Genomic DNA, 17,425 nt, shown 5'->3' with positions numbered 1-17,425 from the left:
GCCGTCAGAACGCCAGCGCCTTGACGACGACGGGAACGCTCCGGTGGCCCGCGATCGGCGTCCCGACGTCGAGGTAGTCGCCGCCCCGAGGACGGAGCTCGTCGAGCACGACCAGGGGCCGATCGGTTCGCCGACGGAGGAGCTGGCCGAGCGCCTTCGCGCAGTTCTGTCGCGTCACGACGAGGACCGGAAGCGACGGCGGAAGCGAGTCGACGGCCGTCGCGAGGACGTCCGCGACCACTCCGAGGCGTTCGTACTCGAGCGGGCCGACGGCCGGGATCGAGAGGGCGACGCCGTCGAGATCGGCGAGGTCGTGGAGCTCCCGGAGCCGCGCGACCGCGTCCTCGAGGGGCTCACGGAGGGCGTCCCCGTCGAGTTCCGAGAGGTCGCCGGCGTCGGCGACCGGAACGTTTCTGAGCGGGAGCAGGGCGTCCTCGAGCGAGATCGTGCGCCCGCTGAGCGTCGTCGACTCGGTGCCGGCGCCGACGACGGTCGCCCGCAAGTCCTCTGCGGGCTCGCGGATGGGCCAGGATCGGACCCGCTCGTGGTCACGAAGCGCAGCCGCGAGCGGGCCGCCGAGGTCGCCGTAGGCGAACGGCTCGGACGGCGGCGAACCGACGAGACGGCCAACGCCACCGCTGAAGACGACCCCGCCGAGAGACACGGGGTCCGACGGCAGATCGCCGACCGCCAGCTCGCACGTGAGGGGATCGAACGGCGGTCCCTCCAGCAGGTCGACGATACGGTCGGCCATCGCCGCCGCGAGCGCAGAGAGCGTCTCTCCGTCGGGTCGGTCGCCGACCGAAAGCGGCAGCTCGAGCGCGTCCGCGAGCAGCCGTACTGGTGGCGAGATCGAACTGAGGCGTCCGTCCTCGTCGAACCGGACGAGTCGCCCGCCGACGTCGAGACAGCGCGTCTCCCGGACCCGAGCACCGTCCCGCTCGCGTCCATCGGTCGATCGCCCCTCGAAGATCGCGACGTTGGTCGTCCCCCCGCCGACGTCGACGTTAGCGACGGTCTCGCCCGTCGCTGCGGCGCGAGCCGCCGCGCCGGAGCCCCGACCTGCGAGGACGGCCTCGAGCTCTGCGCCGGCCGTCGCCGCGACGAACCGTCCCGCGTCGGTGGCGATCCGGTGGACGAGCGGCTCGGCGTTCTCCCGGCGGGCGGTCTCGCCGGTGACGATCACCGCGCCGGTGTCGATGGTGTCGGGGTCGACACTCGCCGCCTCGAGGTCGGCCGCGACGTGTGTGGCGACCGCCTCGATATCGATCGTCTCGGGATCGACCAGCGGCGTCTCGCGGACCGCACCGCGGTAGACGATCTCGCGGTCGGCGATCTCGGGGCTCGCGGCACCCCCTGGAGGTGTCTCGACGAGTAAGCGGCTGACGACCGTATGCGTCGTCGTCGTCCCGACGTCGATCCCGACGCTGGTGAGCCGTTCCGAGCGGTTGGTCACGGGCGGTCAGGACTCCCGGAACTCGCGATCGTCCTCGCGGAGGTCGATCCCGCTGGCCTCGGCCGCGAGGGTGTCCTCGATCAGCTCGACGAGTTCGGCGCCGGCCTCGACCGGCGGCAGCCCGCCGTCGTGGACGTTCGAGACGACCGATTTCTTCGAGGTCGCCGTTCCGCGCTCGGGGCCGTAGACGAGGTACGCGCTCAGGCTCTCGGCGCTGCCGAGCCCGGGTCGCTCGCCGATGAGGATCACACAGCAGTCGGCGCCGAGCTCCTCGCCGATCGCGTCCATCACGTCGACGCGGCCGAATTCGACGAACACCGGGGAGCCAACCGAGATCCCGCGGTCCGCGAGCCCGTCCCGGAGGATCGGCAGTAGCTCGGGGACGTTCGCCTCGACGGCCGTCGAGGAGAGCCCGTCGCTGACGATCAGCTGGACCTCGGGTTCGGGCTCGCACTCTTCTCGGAGTCGCTCACGGCTCTCCGCGTCGAGCTCCCGGCCGAGGTCGGGGCGGGCGAGGTACTGGTCGGCGTCCTCGACCCGCGTCCGGAGTTCGACGAGTTCGAGCTCCGCGAGCAGCTCGTCGTCCACCCGGGAGTGGACCGCGTCGCGGGCGACCGCGTGGTCGGCTCGGAACGCCAGCAGCGATTCGGTCGTCGGCCGCGGACCGGAGCGACCGACGCCGAGACGGGTCGGCGTACGGTCGGCGATTCGCCGGAGCGCGTCTTCGTCCGGACCGTCCTGGTCGTCGTCATCGCCAACCTCGGTCTCGATCTCGGCGTCGCGGTCTGCGGTCGGTTCGGGTCCGTCGGCGTCGGAGTTCGCGTCGGATGCCATGGTTACGTGAAGATCGTTGGATCGCCCGCACGGTCGGTGAGCCGGCCGTCCCGCCGGATTCCCATCTCCTCGAGCCACTCGCGGAAGGCGGGCGCCGGGTCGCGGTCGAACAGCTCCCGGAGGGCGGGGGCGTCGTGGTAGCTGTTGGACTGGTAGTTCAGCATGACGTCGTCGCCCATCGGGACCGTGATGAAGTAGTTCGCCCCCGCCGCCGCGAGCACCACGGCGAGGTTCTCGATGTCGTTCTGGTCAGCCTGCATGTGGTTCGTGTAGCAGGCGTCGATCCCCATCGGGATCCCGTGGAGCTGGCCCATGAACACGTCCTCGAGGCCGGCGCGGGTCACCTGGCGGCCGTCGTAGAGGTACTCCGGGCCGATGAAGCCAACGACGGTGTTGACGAGAAAGGGGTCGTACCGCTTCGCGAGGCCGTAACAGCGCGCCTCGAGGGTGAGCTGGTCGACCCCTTCGTGGGCGTCGCCCGACAGTTCGGCGCCCTGTCCGGTCTCGAAGTACAGCACGTTCGGGCCCGAGGACGTACACCGACGTTGTGCGAGCTCGTGGGCCTCGTCGAGCAGGTCGACGTCGACGCCGAACTCGTCGTTGCCGGCCTCGGTACCCGCGAGGCTCTGAAAGACGAGGTCCGCGGGGGCGCCCTCGCGGATGGCGTCCATCTGGGTGGTGACGTGGGAGAGACAGCAGTTCTGGGTCGGAACCGCCCACTCCTCGATGAACTCGTGGGTCGCCTCCAAGATCCGCGTCGTCGTCTCGACGCCGTCCTGAACCGGGTTGACGCCGATCACGGCGTCGCCGACGCCGTAGGACAGTCCCTCCCGGGTCGCGTCGATGATGTTCGCGACGTCGTCGGCGGGGTCGTTGGGCTGCAGTCGAAAGGAGAGGGTGCCCCGCTCGCCGACCGTCGTGTTACAGCGCGCAGGTACCTCCATCCGGGAGGTGACAAGCGCCAGGTCGAGGTTCGACATGAGCTTCGTCACCGCGGCGATCATCTCGCTTGTGAGCCCGGGTCGGATCGCGGCGATCTCCCGCTCGCCCGTGTCGGTGGCGACAAGGTACTCCCGCAGGTCGGCGACGGTCCACTCGCGGATCTCGTCGTAGACCGGTTCCCGGACCGACTCCTGGATGACCCGGGTCACCTCGTCCTCGTCGGCGGGGACGGCGGGATTCTCCCGCAGCGTCTTGAGTCGCATTCCGGCGAGGGCTCGCTTGGCGGCGACCCGCTCGGCGTCCGAGTCGGCCGCGACTCCGGCCAGCTCGTCGCCGGTCTTGGGTTCGTTCGCCTTGGCCAGTACCTCGACGACGGAGTCGAAGCGATCCCCCGTGTCGGGCGTCGTGGTTTTGACTGCCATCTGTTATCGGACGATAGGGCGGGGAAGACCTTCACCGTTCGTCAAACGTTACCAAACTACGCTTGCTGTAATGAAAGCGACGGCGCGTTCGACGCCCGACGATAGCCACGGTTTTCTTCGACGAACCGACACCACCGGTATGAAGCGAGCGACGGTCTGGACGGTCGCGATCTTCCTGTTCGTCCTCGGGGACGCGATGGCGATGCAGGCGCGGGGACCGATCCTCTCGAGCCTGGAGGCGACGTTCGGGGTCTCGGAGGCCGCGCTCGGACTGGTAGCGCCGGCCGGCACCGCGGGCTTTGCCGTCGCCGCCGTCGCGACGGGGTTGCTCGCGGGACGGCTCCGGATGCGGTGGGCGCTGTTCGCGGGCGTCGCGGGCGTGATCTGTGCGCTGGTCGCGATGGCGGCCGCGCCCGTCTACGCCGTCTTCCTGCTCGCGTTGCTGGCCCAGGGCGGCGCCGCGGGCGTCTTTCGCGGCGTCGATCGGGCGGCCCTGAGCCACATCCACTCGGCTAACCGCGGGCGAGTCTACATCGCCTACGCGCTTGCCTGGGCCGTCGGCGCCGTGCTCGGGCCGCAGCTGGTCACCGTCGTCCTCGCGGTCGCGGACTGGCGGGCCGTCTTCCTCGTTCTCGCCGGGCTCTTCGTTCCGGTCGCGGTCGTCGCCGCCCGGACCGAACTCCCCTCGATGGGGGCCGAGCGATCGATCTCGGTCGACGCGCTCCGCGCGCTGCTCGGTCGCCCCGCCGTCGTCGGCGCTACCGTCGGAATCCTGTTTACCGGCGCCGTCGAGGGGATCGTCTTCACCTGGCTCGTCTACTACGCCGAGGGGTTCTACGGGACGGGCATGGCAAGCTTGCTGCTGTCGACGTACCTGCTCGCGTACATCCCCGCTCGAACGGGGTACACGCTGCTCGTGGATCGTGTCCCCTACCTCCTGTTGATGCTGGTCGCGACCGTCCCGGCGATCCCGGCCTTCGCGGTCGCGTTCTCCGGGATCACCGGCCCCGTCCTCTTCGCGGCCGTCTTCGTCGCGGGCGCCGGGCTCTCGAGCTGTTTCCCCGCGCTGTCGGCTTACGCGGTCGAAGCGGCCCCCGAGTACAGCGGTCCGATCAACGCCCTTACGACCGGAGCGACCTACGTCGGGATCGCAGTCTCGCCGGCCGTCGTCGGCATCCTAGCGGAGGTCTACGGCCTGAACCGGGCGATCTGGCTCGTGATCGGGTTCGCAGTGTTGCTCTCGTCGACGATCGCGGCGACGTGGCTCTGGACGGGAACGCCGGAGGCGCCGACCGTCGACGCCGCCACCTGACAGTTGGAAAACGGACAGCTCAGTCGTCGGCGGGCGCGGCGCTCAGCTGGTCGTCCGCAACCGTTCCGTCGTCGTTCCAGCCCCGCTGTGCGTAGTACTCCGAGAGTGCGTCCTCGAAGTCGGGCAGCTCGTAGGGCAAGGCGTCGTCCTCTCGGTCGAAGCCGCGCTGGTTGTTGAAGTGGCGCTCGAGCGCGACGACCTGCCCGCCGACCGCCAGTAAGTCCTCGTAGTCGGCGTCGAGCAGGGTCGCGAGTCGGTCCTCGTCGACGAAGTCCCGCGAGAACTTACAGAGGACGGCGCTGTCCTTGATCGCGTTGACGTTCTCGAGCTCGATCACCTTCGGCGGCTTGTCGTCGAGCCCCTCCTTTTCGAAGGCCTTCTCGGAGTCGACCAGCGGGTACTCGTAGGGGTAGAACTCGGCGTACATGTGATCGGCGCCGCGGTTGGAGGTGGCGAAGGCAAGCCCCTGCCCGTTCAGCGTCCGCCCGTCGTGGGCGGGGAACTCGAGGCCCTTGACGGTCCAGTTGTCGACCCCCAGCTCGTCGTGGACACGGTCGATCCCCTCCGCCAAGTCGTCGCCGACGTCCTCGCGGTAGGCGATCTTCTCGACGAGCTCGTGGATCAGGTCGGCGTTGCCGAACTCGTCCTCGCTCGCGAGGTACGCAGCGATCGTGTCGCCACAGGAGATCGTGTCCAGTCCGAGCTCGTCACAGAGCTTGTTCGACTGCATGACGTCGACGATGTCGTCGACCCCCGAGTTCGGCCCGAACGCCATCACGGTCTCGTACTCGGGCCCCTCGGTCTCGAGGCCCGACTCCTCGTCCCGGGTGGGAAGCTTGCAGGCGAACGCACAGGCCGAGCAGGTCCCTTTCTTGTACTTCTTCTCCTCGACGCGGTCGCCGCTGACGCCCTCCGCGCCCTCGAAGGAGCGCTCGGAGAAGTACCGCGTCGGCAGCGCCTCGACGGTGTTCGCGAACTCGGTCATCGAGGACGTCCCCTGTCGTTTCATGATGTGATCCGACTGGGCGGCCTCGCCGTGGACCTCCATCTGCAGTGGCGGGATCTCGACTTCTCGGGTCGAGTCGCCGTCGAAGGTGATCGCCTTGACGTTCTTCGAACCCAGAACGGCACCCAGTCCGCCACGGCCGAACGCCCGCTCCTTCGAGGTCATGATCGAGGCGAACCGAACCTCATTCTCGCCGGCGGGGCCGACGACGACGGTGTGTTCGGACTCGAGGCCGTGTTCGTCCTCGATGTACTCGCAGGTCTCGGAGACCGTCGCTTCCTCGAGCTCCGGTACTTTCTCGAACTCGACGCGCGGGCGAGACGAAGTCTCGCTGCCCGACGAGTGTGACTCATCGACCCCGTCGGTGACGTGGACGATCACGAGCTCGTCGCTGGCGCCGGTAACCTCGAGGGCGCTGTACCCCGTCGCGGTGAAGTTCCGCGAGAGGAAGCCGCCGGCGTTCGAGGACAGCAGGCCACCGGTCAGCGGCGAGACCGCGGTCGCGGACATCCGCCCGGTGAAGCTCATCGTCGAGTGCTGGAGCGGTCCCGTCGCGAGGTAGAGCCGGTTGTCGGCCCCGAGCGGATCCGCGTCAAACGGGATGCGGTCGTGGGCCAGCTTCGTCCCGACCGCGCGCCCGCCGATGAACGACTCGAGGACGTCGTCGACGTCCTCGGTCGACGAGGAGCGGTCGTCGAGATCGATCGAGCACAATGGTCCGTGAACGTGTTTCATACTGTGTACGGTATCATTGATCACCACAAAACAGTTGTTCTTCGTCCGCGCACGCGGCGTTCGAGCGACGACTACTCCTCAAACGTGGCGTCGGCGGGGAGATGGAGCTCGTCGTCGAGGACGACCTGCAGGCGATCCGTCGCGAACAGGCGGTCGATCTGGTCGTCGGTGAAGGTGCCGTCGCAGTCCTCGCCGACGAACGTCACCCGTTCGGGCGTCCGTTCGACGACGGTCGCGAGCGCGCTACCGGTCCGGTAGTGGTACCGGATCGTCGTTCCGCGGTGGAGGGTCTCGGCGGAGAGGGTGAGCGATTGTCTGTGTGGGACCATACCGACACCATATCGACGACCGATATAATTCTTGTGTATATCCCTGTAATTATATCCTGTCCCGGAGCTGTATCGAGCAGCTGTGTTTCGCTCCCAGTGGCGTCGCACTTTCGGGCTTTCGATAGACACAGATAGGCTGGCTACAGTTTTCCGGACCGATACGGTTTCAGTCGAATAGGTCGATCCCGAGCCCACTGCTCGAGTTGTTCGCGTCGTCGGAGGCGTTCGGACTACTTTCGTTGTCGGCGTCGTCGGACGCGTTCGATTCCGCCTCGTCGACGGTCGCGTTCGGTTCGTCGGGGTCGGTCGTTCCGGTTTCGTTGTCGAGGTCGGTCGACTCGTTCGACGTCGACGAATTGTCCTCGTCTATGTCGTCCCTATCATCGTCCGCGTCCTCAGCGGTTCCCGAACCGTCCTCCGCCTCATCGTCTCCGTTTTCTGCAGCATCGCCGTCCGCGCCGTCATCATTTCCCGAACCGTCCTCCTTGTCATCCTCATCAAGCTCGTCGTCATCCTCATCAAGCTCGTCGTCCCCGTCATCCGCGTCGTCGTCCCCGTCATCCGCGTCGTCGTCCCCGTCATCCGCGTCGTCGTCCCCGTCATCCGCGTCGTCTCCGTTTTCTGCAGCATCGCCGTCCGCGTCGTCGTCATTTCCCGAACCGCCCTCCCCATCGTCGTCGGGATCGTCATCGTCGTCCTCGTCGTCTAGTTCTGCCTCATCCTCTTCGTCCTCATCGCCATCGTCTGGTTCCTCATCCTCTTCATCGGCATCCGTACCGCCGTCGTCATTTCCCGAACCGCCTCCCTCATCGTCAGCCGCGTCGTTGTCATTTCCCGAACCATCCTCCCCATCGTCGTCAGCCGGCTCATCGTCGGCCGTGTCGTCGTCATTTCCCGAACCATCCGCCCCATCGTCGTCAGGATCGTCATCGGCCGGCTCATCGTCGGCCGCGTCGTCGTCATTTCCCGAACCACCTTCCCCATCGTCGTTGGCGGGATCGTCATCGTCGTCAGCTGGGTCGTCATCGTCGTCAGCTGGGTCGTCATCGTCGTCAGCTGGGTCGTCATCGTCGTCAGCCGGGTCGTCATCGTCGTCGACTGGGTCGTCATCGTCGTCAGCCGGGTCGTCATCGTCGTCGACTGGGTCGTCATCGTCGTCGACTGGGTCGTCATCGTCGTCAGCTGGGTCGTCATCGTCGTCAGCTGGGTCGTCATCGTCGTCAGCTGGGTCGTCATTGTCGTCAGCTGGGTCGTCATCGTCGTCAGCCGGGTCGTCGTCGTCGTCAGCCGGGTCGTCATCGTCGTCGACTGGGTCGTCATCGTCGTCAGCCGGGTCGTCATCGTCGTCGACTGGGTCGTCATCGTCGTCGGCCGGCTCCTCGTCGGCTGGATCATCGTCGTCAGTCGGCTCATCGTCGTCGTCAGCTGGCTCGTCCTCCGGCTCGTACTCCTCGTCCTCGAAGCCGTCGATCACGATCTCGTAGGCGGCCGTCTCCTCGCAGTTGTTCAGCGGGAACGAGTAGACGGCGGTCTCGCCCGGCTCGGGGCTCGCTTCGTCCGGATACTGTGCGCTCGCGAGCTCGTCGTCGTTCTCGTCGAAGATGCGTGCCACCATGTCCACGACGATCTCCTCGTCGCCGACGTTCTCGAGTTCGACGTGGACATAACAGCCGTCCGCCGGTGGCTCGTCGGCCCAGGTGTAGGTGTGACGAATCGGCTCGAGGTACTCGCTTGCGGCGTCGGAGATGAGCACCTCCCCCGGGATGGACTGATCCTCGTGTTGCTCCTGTTCATCATCGCCGTCGGTGTCGTCATCCCCCTCGTCGTCCCATTCGTCCGGCCCATCCTCGTCTCGCGCCGACTCGTTGTCGGCTTCGTCCTCGTCGTCCTCGATCGCACTACAGCCCGCCAGGATTGCCGAAAGTGATACCCCCGCAGCCGTACTGAACTCGCGCCGGTTTAGATCCATGTCACTCACTTGTGGTCGCCCGCTGGTTGCCCGCCAATACCTCGTCTCTGGGTCCGACTTCGGACCACCCCGTGTTCAGCTCGTCGGATCACCCCAGAAGCGTTCACCGTACCGATACCATCACAGATGGATATTCCTTTCGCAGGCAGTGTCAACCGTCAGTGAGAGACCGGTCCGGGTTGCTCCTCGCGGTCGTCGGCGTAGATACGATCGATTCGATCGTCGAACCGGTCGAGGATGACCCGACGCTTCTTTTTCATCGTCGGCGTCAGCATGTCGTTCTCTTCGGTGAACTCCCGCGGAACGAGTTCGAACCGCTTGATCGTCTCGTGTTTCTCGAAGTTCTCGTTGACCTCGGTGACCGTCTCGCCGACGTACTCCTGAACTCGCTCGTCGTCGCACATCGCCTGTGGATCGTCCGGAAGGTCGATCCCCTGCTCGTCGGCCCACTCGCGGATGTGATCCGTGTTCGGCACGATCAACGCACCGACGAACTTCTCGCCGTCGCCGACGACCATACACTGCTCGACGACCTCGCTGGCGGCGAACGCGTCCTCGATCGGTCCCGGAGCGACGTTTTTCCCCGTTGAGAGGACGAGGATCTGCTTGACCCGATCCCGGAACTCGATGTAGTCGTCGGGGCGGAGGTGGACGATGTCGCCCGTGCGGAACCAGCGACTGCCGTCCTCCTCGAAGAACGATTCGGTCGTCGCACCGGGTTTGTTCCAGTACCCTTCGGCGACGTTCGGGCCGCTGACCAGGAGTTCGCCGATCTCGCCGGGGTCGTCGAACGTCTCCTCGCCGGTTACCGACCCGTCGACCCGGACGTCGACGCCGGGCAACGCCGGACCGATCGTCCCGATCCGTGGCTCCTCTGGCGGGTTGACTGAGACGACGGGTGCCGTCTCGGTGAGTCCGTACCCCTCGTAGATCGGCAGCCCCATCGCGTGATAGAGCGTACACAGCTCCTTCGAGAGGCTCCCGCCGCCGCTGATCAGCAGTTCGATCTCACCGCCAAGCGCCTCGCGGACGTTCGAAAACACCAGCTTGTCGGCCAGCGCCTGCTTCGCGCCGAGGACGGGGCCGGGATCGTCGGCCTCCTGGTACTGGACGCCGACGTCGGTCGCCCACTCGAAGATCCGCTTTTTTGCGCCCGACTCGCTGGCCTGCTCGCGGATCGTGTCGTAGATCTTCTCGTAGACCCGGGGAACGCTGGTCGCCGTGTCCGGCTGGACCGTCCCGAAGTCCTCCTTGAGCGTGTCGGTGCTCTCCGCGTAGGCGACGCAGGCGCCGCTCGCGAACATCAGGAAGTGACCGGCGGTGCGCTCGAAGACGTGTGCCAGCGGCAGGTACGAGACTGCCTGTTTCGTCTCGTCGATCACCGGGACCTCGTCGCCCTTGTCGGGACGGGGGCCGTACCGCCTGCGGACCTGGTTGACGTTCGACCGGAAATTGCGGTGGGTGAGCTCGACGCCTTTCGGCTGGCCCGTCGTTCCGCTCGTGTAGATGAGGCTCGCGAGATCGTCCAGCTCGGGCTCGTCGAGCCACTCCTCGTAGGCCTCGAGCTCGAAGGCGTCCTCGCCGTGGGCGTAGACGTCCGCGAGCGTCAAGATGTCGTCGCGATCGTCGTACCCCTCGAGGGCATCCATCGAGACGATCGCCTCGAGATCGAGATCGTCCTCGACCTCGAGGACGCGCTCGAGCAACGCCTCGTTCTCGACGACAACTGCGTCGGCGTCGGGGTCGTCGAGCAGGTACCGGACCTGGTCGGGCGAGGAGCTGGTGTAGACCGTCGTGACGACCGCGCCCGCCGAGAGCGCGGCGAAGTCGGTCTGAGCCCACTCCATGCGCGTATCCGCGAAGATGCCGACGCGGTCGCCCGACTCGATACCGAGTTCGCGAAAGCCCGCTGCGAGGTTGCGGACGATCGTTCGCATCTCGGTGTAGGAAATCGCCCGGAACGAGCCGGGGTCGGCGGGTTCGAGGACGGCGTCGGTCAGCGAGCGGTCGTAGATCCCGCCTTTGTACCGCTGTGCCGGCCGGTTGGGGTAGCGCTCGACGGCGTCGTCGAACAGCCGCCCGAGCGTCGTTTCACCGATGACCGCGTCCTCGTACTCTCGTTCGGCGTCCCGCCAGTGCATACCAGTGTGGCAGTACCTCCCGAGCGATAAAACGTGCTGAAACGTATTTCATCTATCATCCTGTTTATTCGGTGCGGTATCGGTCGACTGGCCGAAAACGCGGGAATCGTCGGTCAGTCGCGGTGGTCCAGATAGCCAAGCACGCCACGGACGTTCATGGCGGCCTCGGCACCGGCCTTGTGCTCGCCCCAGGCGTCGCCCAGATCCGATCTGGAGGCAAAGTGGTCGACGACGGCGTCGTCGTTCTCGAGCTCCTCGCGTTTCGTCTCGACGTCGCCGACCCACTCATCGAGGACGGTCGCGTACGCCTCGAGGGCCGACTCGGCGTCGTCGCCGACGTAGCGCGGGCCGAAGTGAGCGTAACAGAGCACGTCGGGGTCGATCGCTTTGAGGGTCTCGACGTCCTCGAGACAGCGTTCGAGGTGGAAGTTCGAGGGGGGCGAGGTCTCCCTGATCTCCTCGCGTTCGGGTACCCAGATCCCTGCGGCGTCGGCCGTAAACACCGCGTCGTTTGCGGGATCCTCGAAGATGACCTGGTGGGGGGCGTGGCCGGGAGTCTCGTGAACCCGCAGCTCGTGGTCGCCGAGGTCGATGGCGTCGCCGTCCTCGATCTCGACGAGACGCTCTTCGGGGACGGGTTTTGGCTCGACGTAGTACTGCCACTGGTCGCCGACCGCGGCCTTCGTGCCCGCGACCAGCCGCGAGGGATCCGCGAGATGGTCGGTGCCGATCGGGTGGACGTAGACGTCGGCGTTCGGACACGCCTCGGCGAGAAAGCCCGCTCCGCCGGCGTGATCGAGGTGAATGTGTGTTACCGCGATGACCTCGAGGTCCTCGGAAGCGATACCGACCTCCTCGAGGGCCTCGAGGATCCGTTCGTAGTTCGTCCCGATCCCGGTGTCGACGATCGCGGGTCGCTCGTCGTCGACGATGTATACGGACCCGTACCCGCCCGTCTCGTACATCCCGGTATCGACATAGTAAAGGTCCGAACAGTCGCCCGTCGTGACCTCTCGGACGTCACCGATTTCCATACCGGTAGCCCGTCGGCAGACGAAATAAAAGCTGGCGTCCCGGCCAGCCTACCGGTCGGCCCGATCCTTCCACTCGCCGATCCCCGAGGGATCGAGATGAACGTGTGCGTCGCCGACGTCCTCGATCCCGCGGAGGCTGGCGACCAGCTCCGACTCGACGTCGTGGGCCCGTCGGAACGGCATGTCGCCGTCGACTTCGACGTGGACCTCGACCTCGAGGACGGGCCCGTCGTAGAAGACGGTGAGGTCGTGGACCCCCTCGACGGCGGGGTGGTCCCGGAGGATCTCGGTTACCTCCGCTCGCTTCGTCGGCTCCGGCGAGGCGCCGACGAGGTAGCCGACGTTCTCGCGGCCGATCTCGACGCCCTGGTAGATGACCAGCAGGCTGACGAGCCCGCCGGCGATCGGATCGAGCAACGGGTGGCCCAGCAGGACGCCAACGACGCCGACAACCGCGGCGAAAGAGGTGTAGATATCGTTCAGACAGTCCGTCGCCAGCGCCTCGAGCGCGGTCGACCCGAGCGTCTCGTTGATGTACTCGGTGTAGCGGTAGACGAGATACATATCGACGATCGCGAACGCGAGGGCACCGAGCAACAGCGGATGGAAAACGACGTCGACGCCGTGAACGACCCCCTGTGCGGACTCGTACAGCAGGTTGAGACCGAGCAAGGCGATGACCGCACCGACAAATAGCGCCGTCAGCGGTTCGATTCGCTCGTGGCCGTGGGGGTGGGTGTCGTCGGGCTCCTCGAAGGAGCTTCGGCCCCAGACGAGGACGACGAGGCTCGCGACGAGGTCGGCGATCGAGTGAGCCGCGTCGGCCACGAGCGCGACGCTGCCGAAAGCGAGTCCGACGGCGCCCTCGACGACGATCTTGACGGCGTTGCCGAGGACGTTCGCCCACGACGCTCGCGTGAACCCGTCGCGTCCCGCCTCGTCGACCATACGTCGTTTAGATCCAGTCTAAACTTGGGTCTTTTCCTTCTCGCCGATCGGATCCGGCTTCCGAAATCCTCATCGGGGTGGTGTGAGAACGAGTCGCTGTCCAGGCGATGGGGCCCGCCTGTCACAACCGCCGGTGACTCGTTCAACCCCGCTGGCAGCCGCGGGCTGGCCACACGGCTCCGCTCGGTTCCAGCCGAGCGGTCGAACGACCGGCTGACGGTCCCTGCCGAACCTGTCAGCCATGACCGACCACCCGCTCGTCCGACTCGAGACGCTCGCACTGATCGCGATCGGCGGCTTCGCCGGTTCGAACCTCCGGTTTTTCACCCTCGGACTCCTTTCCGACGTCCTCGCCGTACTCGTCGTCAACGTCGTCGGAAGCTTCTTGCTCGGCTTCGTGGTCTATGAGGCCCAGTACACCGGCGTCGTCGACCGGAAGGCCAGGCTGGTGTTTACAACCGGCTTTCTCTCCTCGCTGACGACCTACAGCACGTTCGCGGTCCAGACCGCCATCGCCGCCGAGCCGTGGCTGCTCGTCGGCATCGTCGTCGCCAACTACGGTCTCGGCTTCACCGGGGTGCTCGTGGGACGGGAGCTCGCCCGCAAGATCCGCGACTGGCGGCCGGCGACAGCCGGCGGTGAGACGGCGTGACCGCGCTCGAGTCGCCGGCGTCGGCCCTCGCCGTCGTCCTCGTTCTCGAGCCCGTCATCGAGGACGGCGCCCTCGAGTTCGAGGCCGCTCACCTCGTCGGTATCGGCGGTGCGATCGGTGCCCTGTTGCGCTACGCCGTCTACGAGCAGCTCTCCGACGAGCAGTATCCGTGGCCGACGCTGGTCGTCAACGTCGTCGGGAGCTTCGTCTTCGGAGCGGCCACGTTCGCAGGGGTGGGTGAGTCGGCGATCCAGCTGATCGGGATCGGTATCTGCGGGGCGTTTACCACGTTCTCGTCGTTCTCGGTCCAGACGGTCCAGCTCTACGAGCGCGGGGATCGAAAGCTCGCGGTCGCGAACGCGGCGGGGAACCTCGCGCTCTCGCTCGCGGCGATCGGGCTCGCCTGGGTCCTCGTGGCCGCGCTTTAGGCTTCGTGGTCGTTGATAACCGTCACTGGGACGGCCGCCCGCCGAACGACTGTTTCGGCCACGCTTCCCAGCAGGTACCTCGCGACGCCCTCGCGTCCGTGGCTGCCGAGGACGATCCCGTCGACGCCGTGGTCGTCGGCGTACTGAACGATGGTTCGAGCCGGATCGCCCGCTTCGACGGTCGTCTCGACCGTGAGGGCGTCCGGCAGCGTCTCCTCGAACGACTCGAGGACGGCCTCGCCCTTCTCGCGTTCGGATTTGTACTCGTCCTCGGCCGTGTAGCCCGGGTAGGCGCGCTGGCGGCTGTAATCGGTCATCGGGTCGGCGACGTACAGCAGGGTTAGCTCGGCGTCGGGGAACTGCTCGCGGGCGTACTCGAGGGCGGCCCGGGACGGACGGGAGCCGTCGACCGGAACGAGAACCTGCTGGCTCATATGACGACTATTCGGTTCGGACTACAAAAATGGAACCGACGACACGCGGGCGGACCGCGTTCAGAGCAGTTCGGCCAGCAGGACGGCCGCGAGCCCGAAGTAGATCAGGAGCGCGGTGATGTCCTTGACCGTCGTGATCAGCGGGTCCGAGGCGGCCGCGGGGTCGAACCCGAGCTTGTTCATGATCCAGGGGATCACGTAGCCGACGACCGACGCCACGACACAGACCGAGACGAGCCCGACGAAGACGACCGTCGCCAGCTCGAGGGCGTACGGCTCGTTGATCTGCCAGACGTAGGCCGCACCGGCGCCGATAGCGCCGATGATAACCCCGATCAGTAGTCCGATCAGCCCCTCGCGAGCGAAGTGTCGCATCGCGTTGCGGTCGTCGATATGGCCCAACGCGAGCCCGCGAACGAAGATCGTCGACGCCTGCGTACCGACGTTGCCGCCCATGTCCATGATGACAGGAACGAAGAAGGCGAGCGCGACGACGGCCTCGAGGGTGTCCTCGAACTGTTCGATGACACCACCAGCCATCAGTCCGCCGGCGAGTGCGACGATCAGCCACGGGAGTCGCAGCCGAAGGATCTTCGGAATCGACGACTCGAGGATCGCCGAACTCCGGGAGCTCTCGACGTCGGCGAACGAAAAGCCCGCGCTCTTGAGGATGTCCTCGGTGGCTTCCTCCTCAACGACCTCGATCATGTCCTCGGTACGGAGGACGCCGACGAGGAGGCCGTCGTCGTCGATAACGGGCAAGGCGGGAAAGTCCCGTTCGGCGATCTCGTCGGCGGCGAACTCCGGATCTGCGTCGGCGTCGATCGTCACGAGGTCGGTCACCATGTGGTCCTCGACGACGTCGTCCTCGGGGGCGTTGAGCAGTTCCCGAAGGGACATGACGCCGACGAGCCGACCCGCGTTGTCGGTGACGTACAGGTAGTAAACGGTCGTTTCGTCCGAGACCGGTTCGAACTCGCGGAACTTGTCGATCGCCGGACCGACGAACGTCTCCTGGGTGATCGAGACGTACTCCTCGTCGGTTACCTCGCTTACGCGGTCGGCGTGGAACTCGAGGTCGTCAGCAGCCCCCATACACTTCACCCCGAATGTGGAACCGAAGTACTCCGGCGAACTCGCCCTCGAGCAGGTCGCCCACCAGCTCCTCGAGCGTCCGACCACGCTCGCGGACGGTGTCGTTGATCGTCGTCTCGGCGCCGAACGGATTGCTGTGGTTGGTGTTCAGCATACGCTGTTCGTTCGTTAGACATGCCTAAAAGTGGTTTCGGTCTAGGGCTAAGTTTGAAATATATTCCCACGATATCGGCACACACATCGGACCTATACGGCAGCTCTCGCACCAGTCGGTCCGGACAGCGGGCCGTCGTCGAACGGCCGACGGCTTGCTATTCCTTCCCGATACGTTTAACAGTCGACTACGAAAGATACTGCTATGAGCGTACGGGAGGAGTTCTGGTCGATCTACCGCGAGGCGCTACCCATCCTGCTGATCGCCCTCGGCGGTGGCCTGTTCGCCGGCCTGGTGCTCGAGGGAATGGTCGAAAGCGTCGAACGGTTCCCCGGACTGCTGGTGATGATACCCGTCTTCCTCGCCACGCGGGGTAACGTCTACGGCGCGCTCGGGGGGCGGATCTCGAGCGGGCTCCACCAGGGACTGATCGAGCCGAAGTTCGAACGCGACCAGCGACTCGTCAACGCGGTCACCGCCTCCTTTATCAACGGGATCGGGATCTCGATCGTGATCGGCGTGATCACCTGGCTCGCGCTACTGATACTGGGCTGGGAGGTCGCCGCGCTGTACGAGCTCGTCGGGATCATGCTGATCGCCGGCGTGTTGACGTCGGTCGTGCTCATCTTCGGCCTACTGGCGCTGATCTTCGCCGGCTTCAAGTACGGCTACGATCCCGACAACCTCGTCGGCCCCATCGTGACGACGCTTGGTGACATCTTCGGGATGCTCTTTATGCTGTTCGCGATCGGCATCGTGGAGGTGCTGATCTGATGGTCGTTCCCCAGGGCTCGCTCGGGAGCTGGGAGGTCCGCAGTATCGTCGGCAACATGTTCCCGCTGTTGATCGTCCTCTGTGTGATCGTCCTCTGGGCGGGGATCACCCTCGAGGAGGCCGAGGAGATGCTCGAGCAGTACGGCATCCTTGCGATCATGGTGCCGACGATGGTCGACATGGGCGGGAACCTCGGCGCGATCCTGAGCTCGCGGCTCTCGACGCGGCTCCACCTCGGGACGACCGAGTTCGATCCGCGGGACCGAGAGCTGTGGGCGAACGTCGGCGCAGTGCTGGCGCTCGCGGCGACGATCTTTACCGCACTCGCGTTCGGCGCCTACCTGCTCGGCGGACTCATCGGCTCGACGCTCCCGCTGTCGACGCTGCTTTTGATCTCGCTGGTCAGCGGCATGTCCGTCGCCGTCATCGCGGTCCTGTTCAGCTTCGCGACGACGTACGCCTCCTACCGCCTGGGCGTCGATCCCGACGACACGACGATCCCGATCGTCACGAACGTTGTCGACGTCTTCGGGATGGTCATCTTCATCGGCGTCTCCGCGCTCGTCCTCGGATTCTGAAGCGCTCGATCGCGTCGCACCACGCTCCGATCGATCGAATCGCGCCGCGATCCCGCTCGGCATGTGCCGTCCGTCCGCCGGATGTCTGACTGAACTTCAAGTGACAGTGTGTGGGACTCTTCCACATGAGATTCAGTTCGACTCGCAACGAACGGCCCGGACAGTCGTCCCCTCGAAACACG

17 protein-coding genes are annotated in these 17,425 nt (G+C 66.2%); 5 read left to right on the top strand and 12 right to left on the bottom strand.

The window, feature by feature from the left end:
- Positions 1 to 4: 4 nt before the first annotated feature.
- The 3 genes from NATOC_RS01100 to NATOC_RS01090 are packed head-to-tail and all read right to left on the bottom strand — an operon-like array spanning position 5 to position 3,654.
- Positions 5 to 1,456, bottom strand: coding sequence for an ethanolamine ammonia-lyase reactivating factor EutA (locus NATOC_RS01100; RefSeq protein WP_015319564.1), 1,452 nt, complete (start codon positions 1,454 to 1,456; stop codon positions 5 to 7).
- A gap of 6 nt (positions 1,457 to 1,462) precedes the next feature.
- Positions 1,463 to 2,290: an ethanolamine ammonia-lyase subunit EutC gene (eutC, locus tag NATOC_RS01095; RefSeq protein WP_015319563.1), complete on the bottom strand. Its 828-nt coding sequence runs from the start codon at positions 2,288 to 2,290 to the stop codon at positions 1,463 to 1,465.
- Positions 2,291 to 2,292: 2 nt separating this feature from the next.
- On the bottom strand, positions 2,293 to 3,654 hold the full coding sequence (locus NATOC_RS01090; protein ID WP_015319562.1) for an ethanolamine ammonia-lyase subunit EutB: 1,362 nt from the start codon (positions 3,652 to 3,654) through the stop codon (positions 2,293 to 2,295).
- Positions 3,655 to 3,793: 139 nt separating this feature from the next.
- On the opposite strand from NATOC_RS01090, the gene NATOC_RS01085 reads away from it, so the two are divergent.
- Positions 3,794 to 4,966, top strand: a complete 1,173-nt coding sequence (locus tag NATOC_RS01085; protein ID WP_015319561.1) for an MFS transporter — start codon at positions 3,794 to 3,796, stop codon at positions 4,964 to 4,966.
- A 19-nt stretch (positions 4,967 to 4,985) separates the two neighbouring features.
- Here the strand turns inward: NATOC_RS01085 and NATOC_RS01080 are convergent, their stop codons facing one another.
- From NATOC_RS01080 to NATOC_RS01055, 6 genes are all read right to left on the bottom strand, one after another.
- Positions 4,986 to 6,707, bottom strand: a complete 1,722-nt coding sequence (locus tag NATOC_RS01080) for an aldehyde ferredoxin oxidoreductase family protein (protein WP_015319560.1) — start codon at positions 6,705 to 6,707, stop codon at positions 4,986 to 4,988.
- A gap of 71 nt (positions 6,708 to 6,778) precedes the next feature.
- Positions 6,779 to 7,036, bottom strand: a complete 258-nt coding sequence (locus NATOC_RS01075; RefSeq protein ID WP_015319559.1) for a hypothetical protein — start codon at positions 7,034 to 7,036, stop codon at positions 6,779 to 6,781.
- Positions 7,037 to 7,202: 166 nt separating this feature from the next.
- A complete protein-coding gene (locus tag NATOC_RS21645; RefSeq protein WP_049888612.1) occupies positions 7,203 to 9,005 on the bottom strand; it encodes a hypothetical protein in 1,803 nt (600 codons plus the stop codon).
- 158 nt (positions 9,006 to 9,163) lie between these two features.
- Positions 9,164 to 11,146: an AMP-dependent synthetase/ligase gene (locus tag NATOC_RS01065; protein WP_015319558.1), complete on the bottom strand. Its 1,983-nt coding sequence runs from the start codon at positions 11,144 to 11,146 to the stop codon at positions 9,164 to 9,166.
- Between the two features lie 113 nt (positions 11,147 to 11,259).
- A complete protein-coding gene (locus NATOC_RS01060; RefSeq protein ID WP_015319557.1) occupies positions 11,260 to 12,180 on the bottom strand; it encodes an MBL fold metallo-hydrolase in 921 nt (306 codons plus the stop codon).
- 48 nt (positions 12,181 to 12,228) lie between these two features.
- On the bottom strand, positions 12,229 to 13,128 hold the full coding sequence (locus NATOC_RS01055; protein WP_015319556.1) for a cation diffusion facilitator family transporter: 900 nt from the start codon (positions 13,126 to 13,128) through the stop codon (positions 12,229 to 12,231).
- A gap of 241 nt (positions 13,129 to 13,369) precedes the next feature.
- Here NATOC_RS01055 and NATOC_RS01050 point away from each other — a divergent pair, with 241 nt between their 5' ends.
- Positions 13,370 to 13,780 (top strand): fluoride efflux transporter FluC, encoded by a 411-nt coding sequence (locus NATOC_RS01050; protein WP_015319555.1) that lies wholly within the window; start codon positions 13,370 to 13,372, stop codon positions 13,778 to 13,780.
- The gene (locus NATOC_RS01045) at positions 13,777 to 14,208 is read left to right on the top strand and encodes a fluoride efflux transporter FluC (RefSeq protein WP_015319554.1); all 432 of its coding nucleotides are present in this window, start codon (positions 13,777 to 13,779) and stop codon (positions 14,206 to 14,208) included. The genes NATOC_RS01050 and NATOC_RS01045 overlap by 4 nt, the downstream gene beginning before the upstream one ends.
- On the opposite strand, the gene NATOC_RS01040 is transcribed toward NATOC_RS01045, so the two are convergent.
- Genes NATOC_RS01040 through NATOC_RS22140 form a run of 3 tightly spaced genes read right to left on the bottom strand, consistent with a single transcriptional unit; the run spans position 14,205 to position 15,891 of the window.
- Entirely contained in the window at positions 14,205 to 14,642 is a 438-nt protein-coding gene (locus NATOC_RS01040; RefSeq protein ID WP_015319553.1) for a universal stress protein, read from the bottom strand. The two genes, NATOC_RS01045 and NATOC_RS01040, sit on opposite strands and share 4 nt — an antisense overlap.
- 60 nt (positions 14,643 to 14,702) lie before the next feature.
- Positions 14,703 to 15,737 (bottom strand): magnesium transporter, encoded by a 1,035-nt coding sequence (gene mgtE / locus NATOC_RS01035; RefSeq protein ID WP_015319552.1) that lies wholly within the window; start codon positions 15,735 to 15,737, stop codon positions 14,703 to 14,705.
- Positions 15,724 to 15,891, bottom strand: a complete 168-nt coding sequence (locus NATOC_RS22140) for a hypothetical protein (RefSeq protein ID WP_015319551.1) — start codon at positions 15,889 to 15,891, stop codon at positions 15,724 to 15,726. The genes mgtE and NATOC_RS22140 overlap by 14 nt, the downstream gene beginning before the upstream one ends.
- A 204-nt stretch (positions 15,892 to 16,095) precedes the next feature.
- Here NATOC_RS22140 and NATOC_RS01025 point away from each other — a divergent pair, with 204 nt between their 5' ends.
- Positions 16,096 to 16,665, top strand: a complete 570-nt coding sequence (locus tag NATOC_RS01025) for a magnesium transporter (protein WP_015319550.1) — start codon at positions 16,096 to 16,098, stop codon at positions 16,663 to 16,665.
- On the top strand, positions 16,665 to 17,243 hold the full coding sequence (locus NATOC_RS01020) for a magnesium transporter (RefSeq protein WP_015319549.1): 579 nt from the start codon (positions 16,665 to 16,667) through the stop codon (positions 17,241 to 17,243). Before NATOC_RS01025 ends, NATOC_RS01020 begins: the two co-directional genes overlap by 1 nt.
- Positions 17,244 to 17,425: the final 182 nt, after the last annotated feature.

It is taken from the genome of Natronococcus occultus SP4 (assembly GCF_000328685.1).
GTDB classification, from domain to species: Archaea; Halobacteriota; Halobacteria; order Halobacteriales; family Natrialbaceae; genus Natronococcus; species Natronococcus occultus.
This window is presented reverse-complemented; position numbering and strand designations above follow the sequence as displayed.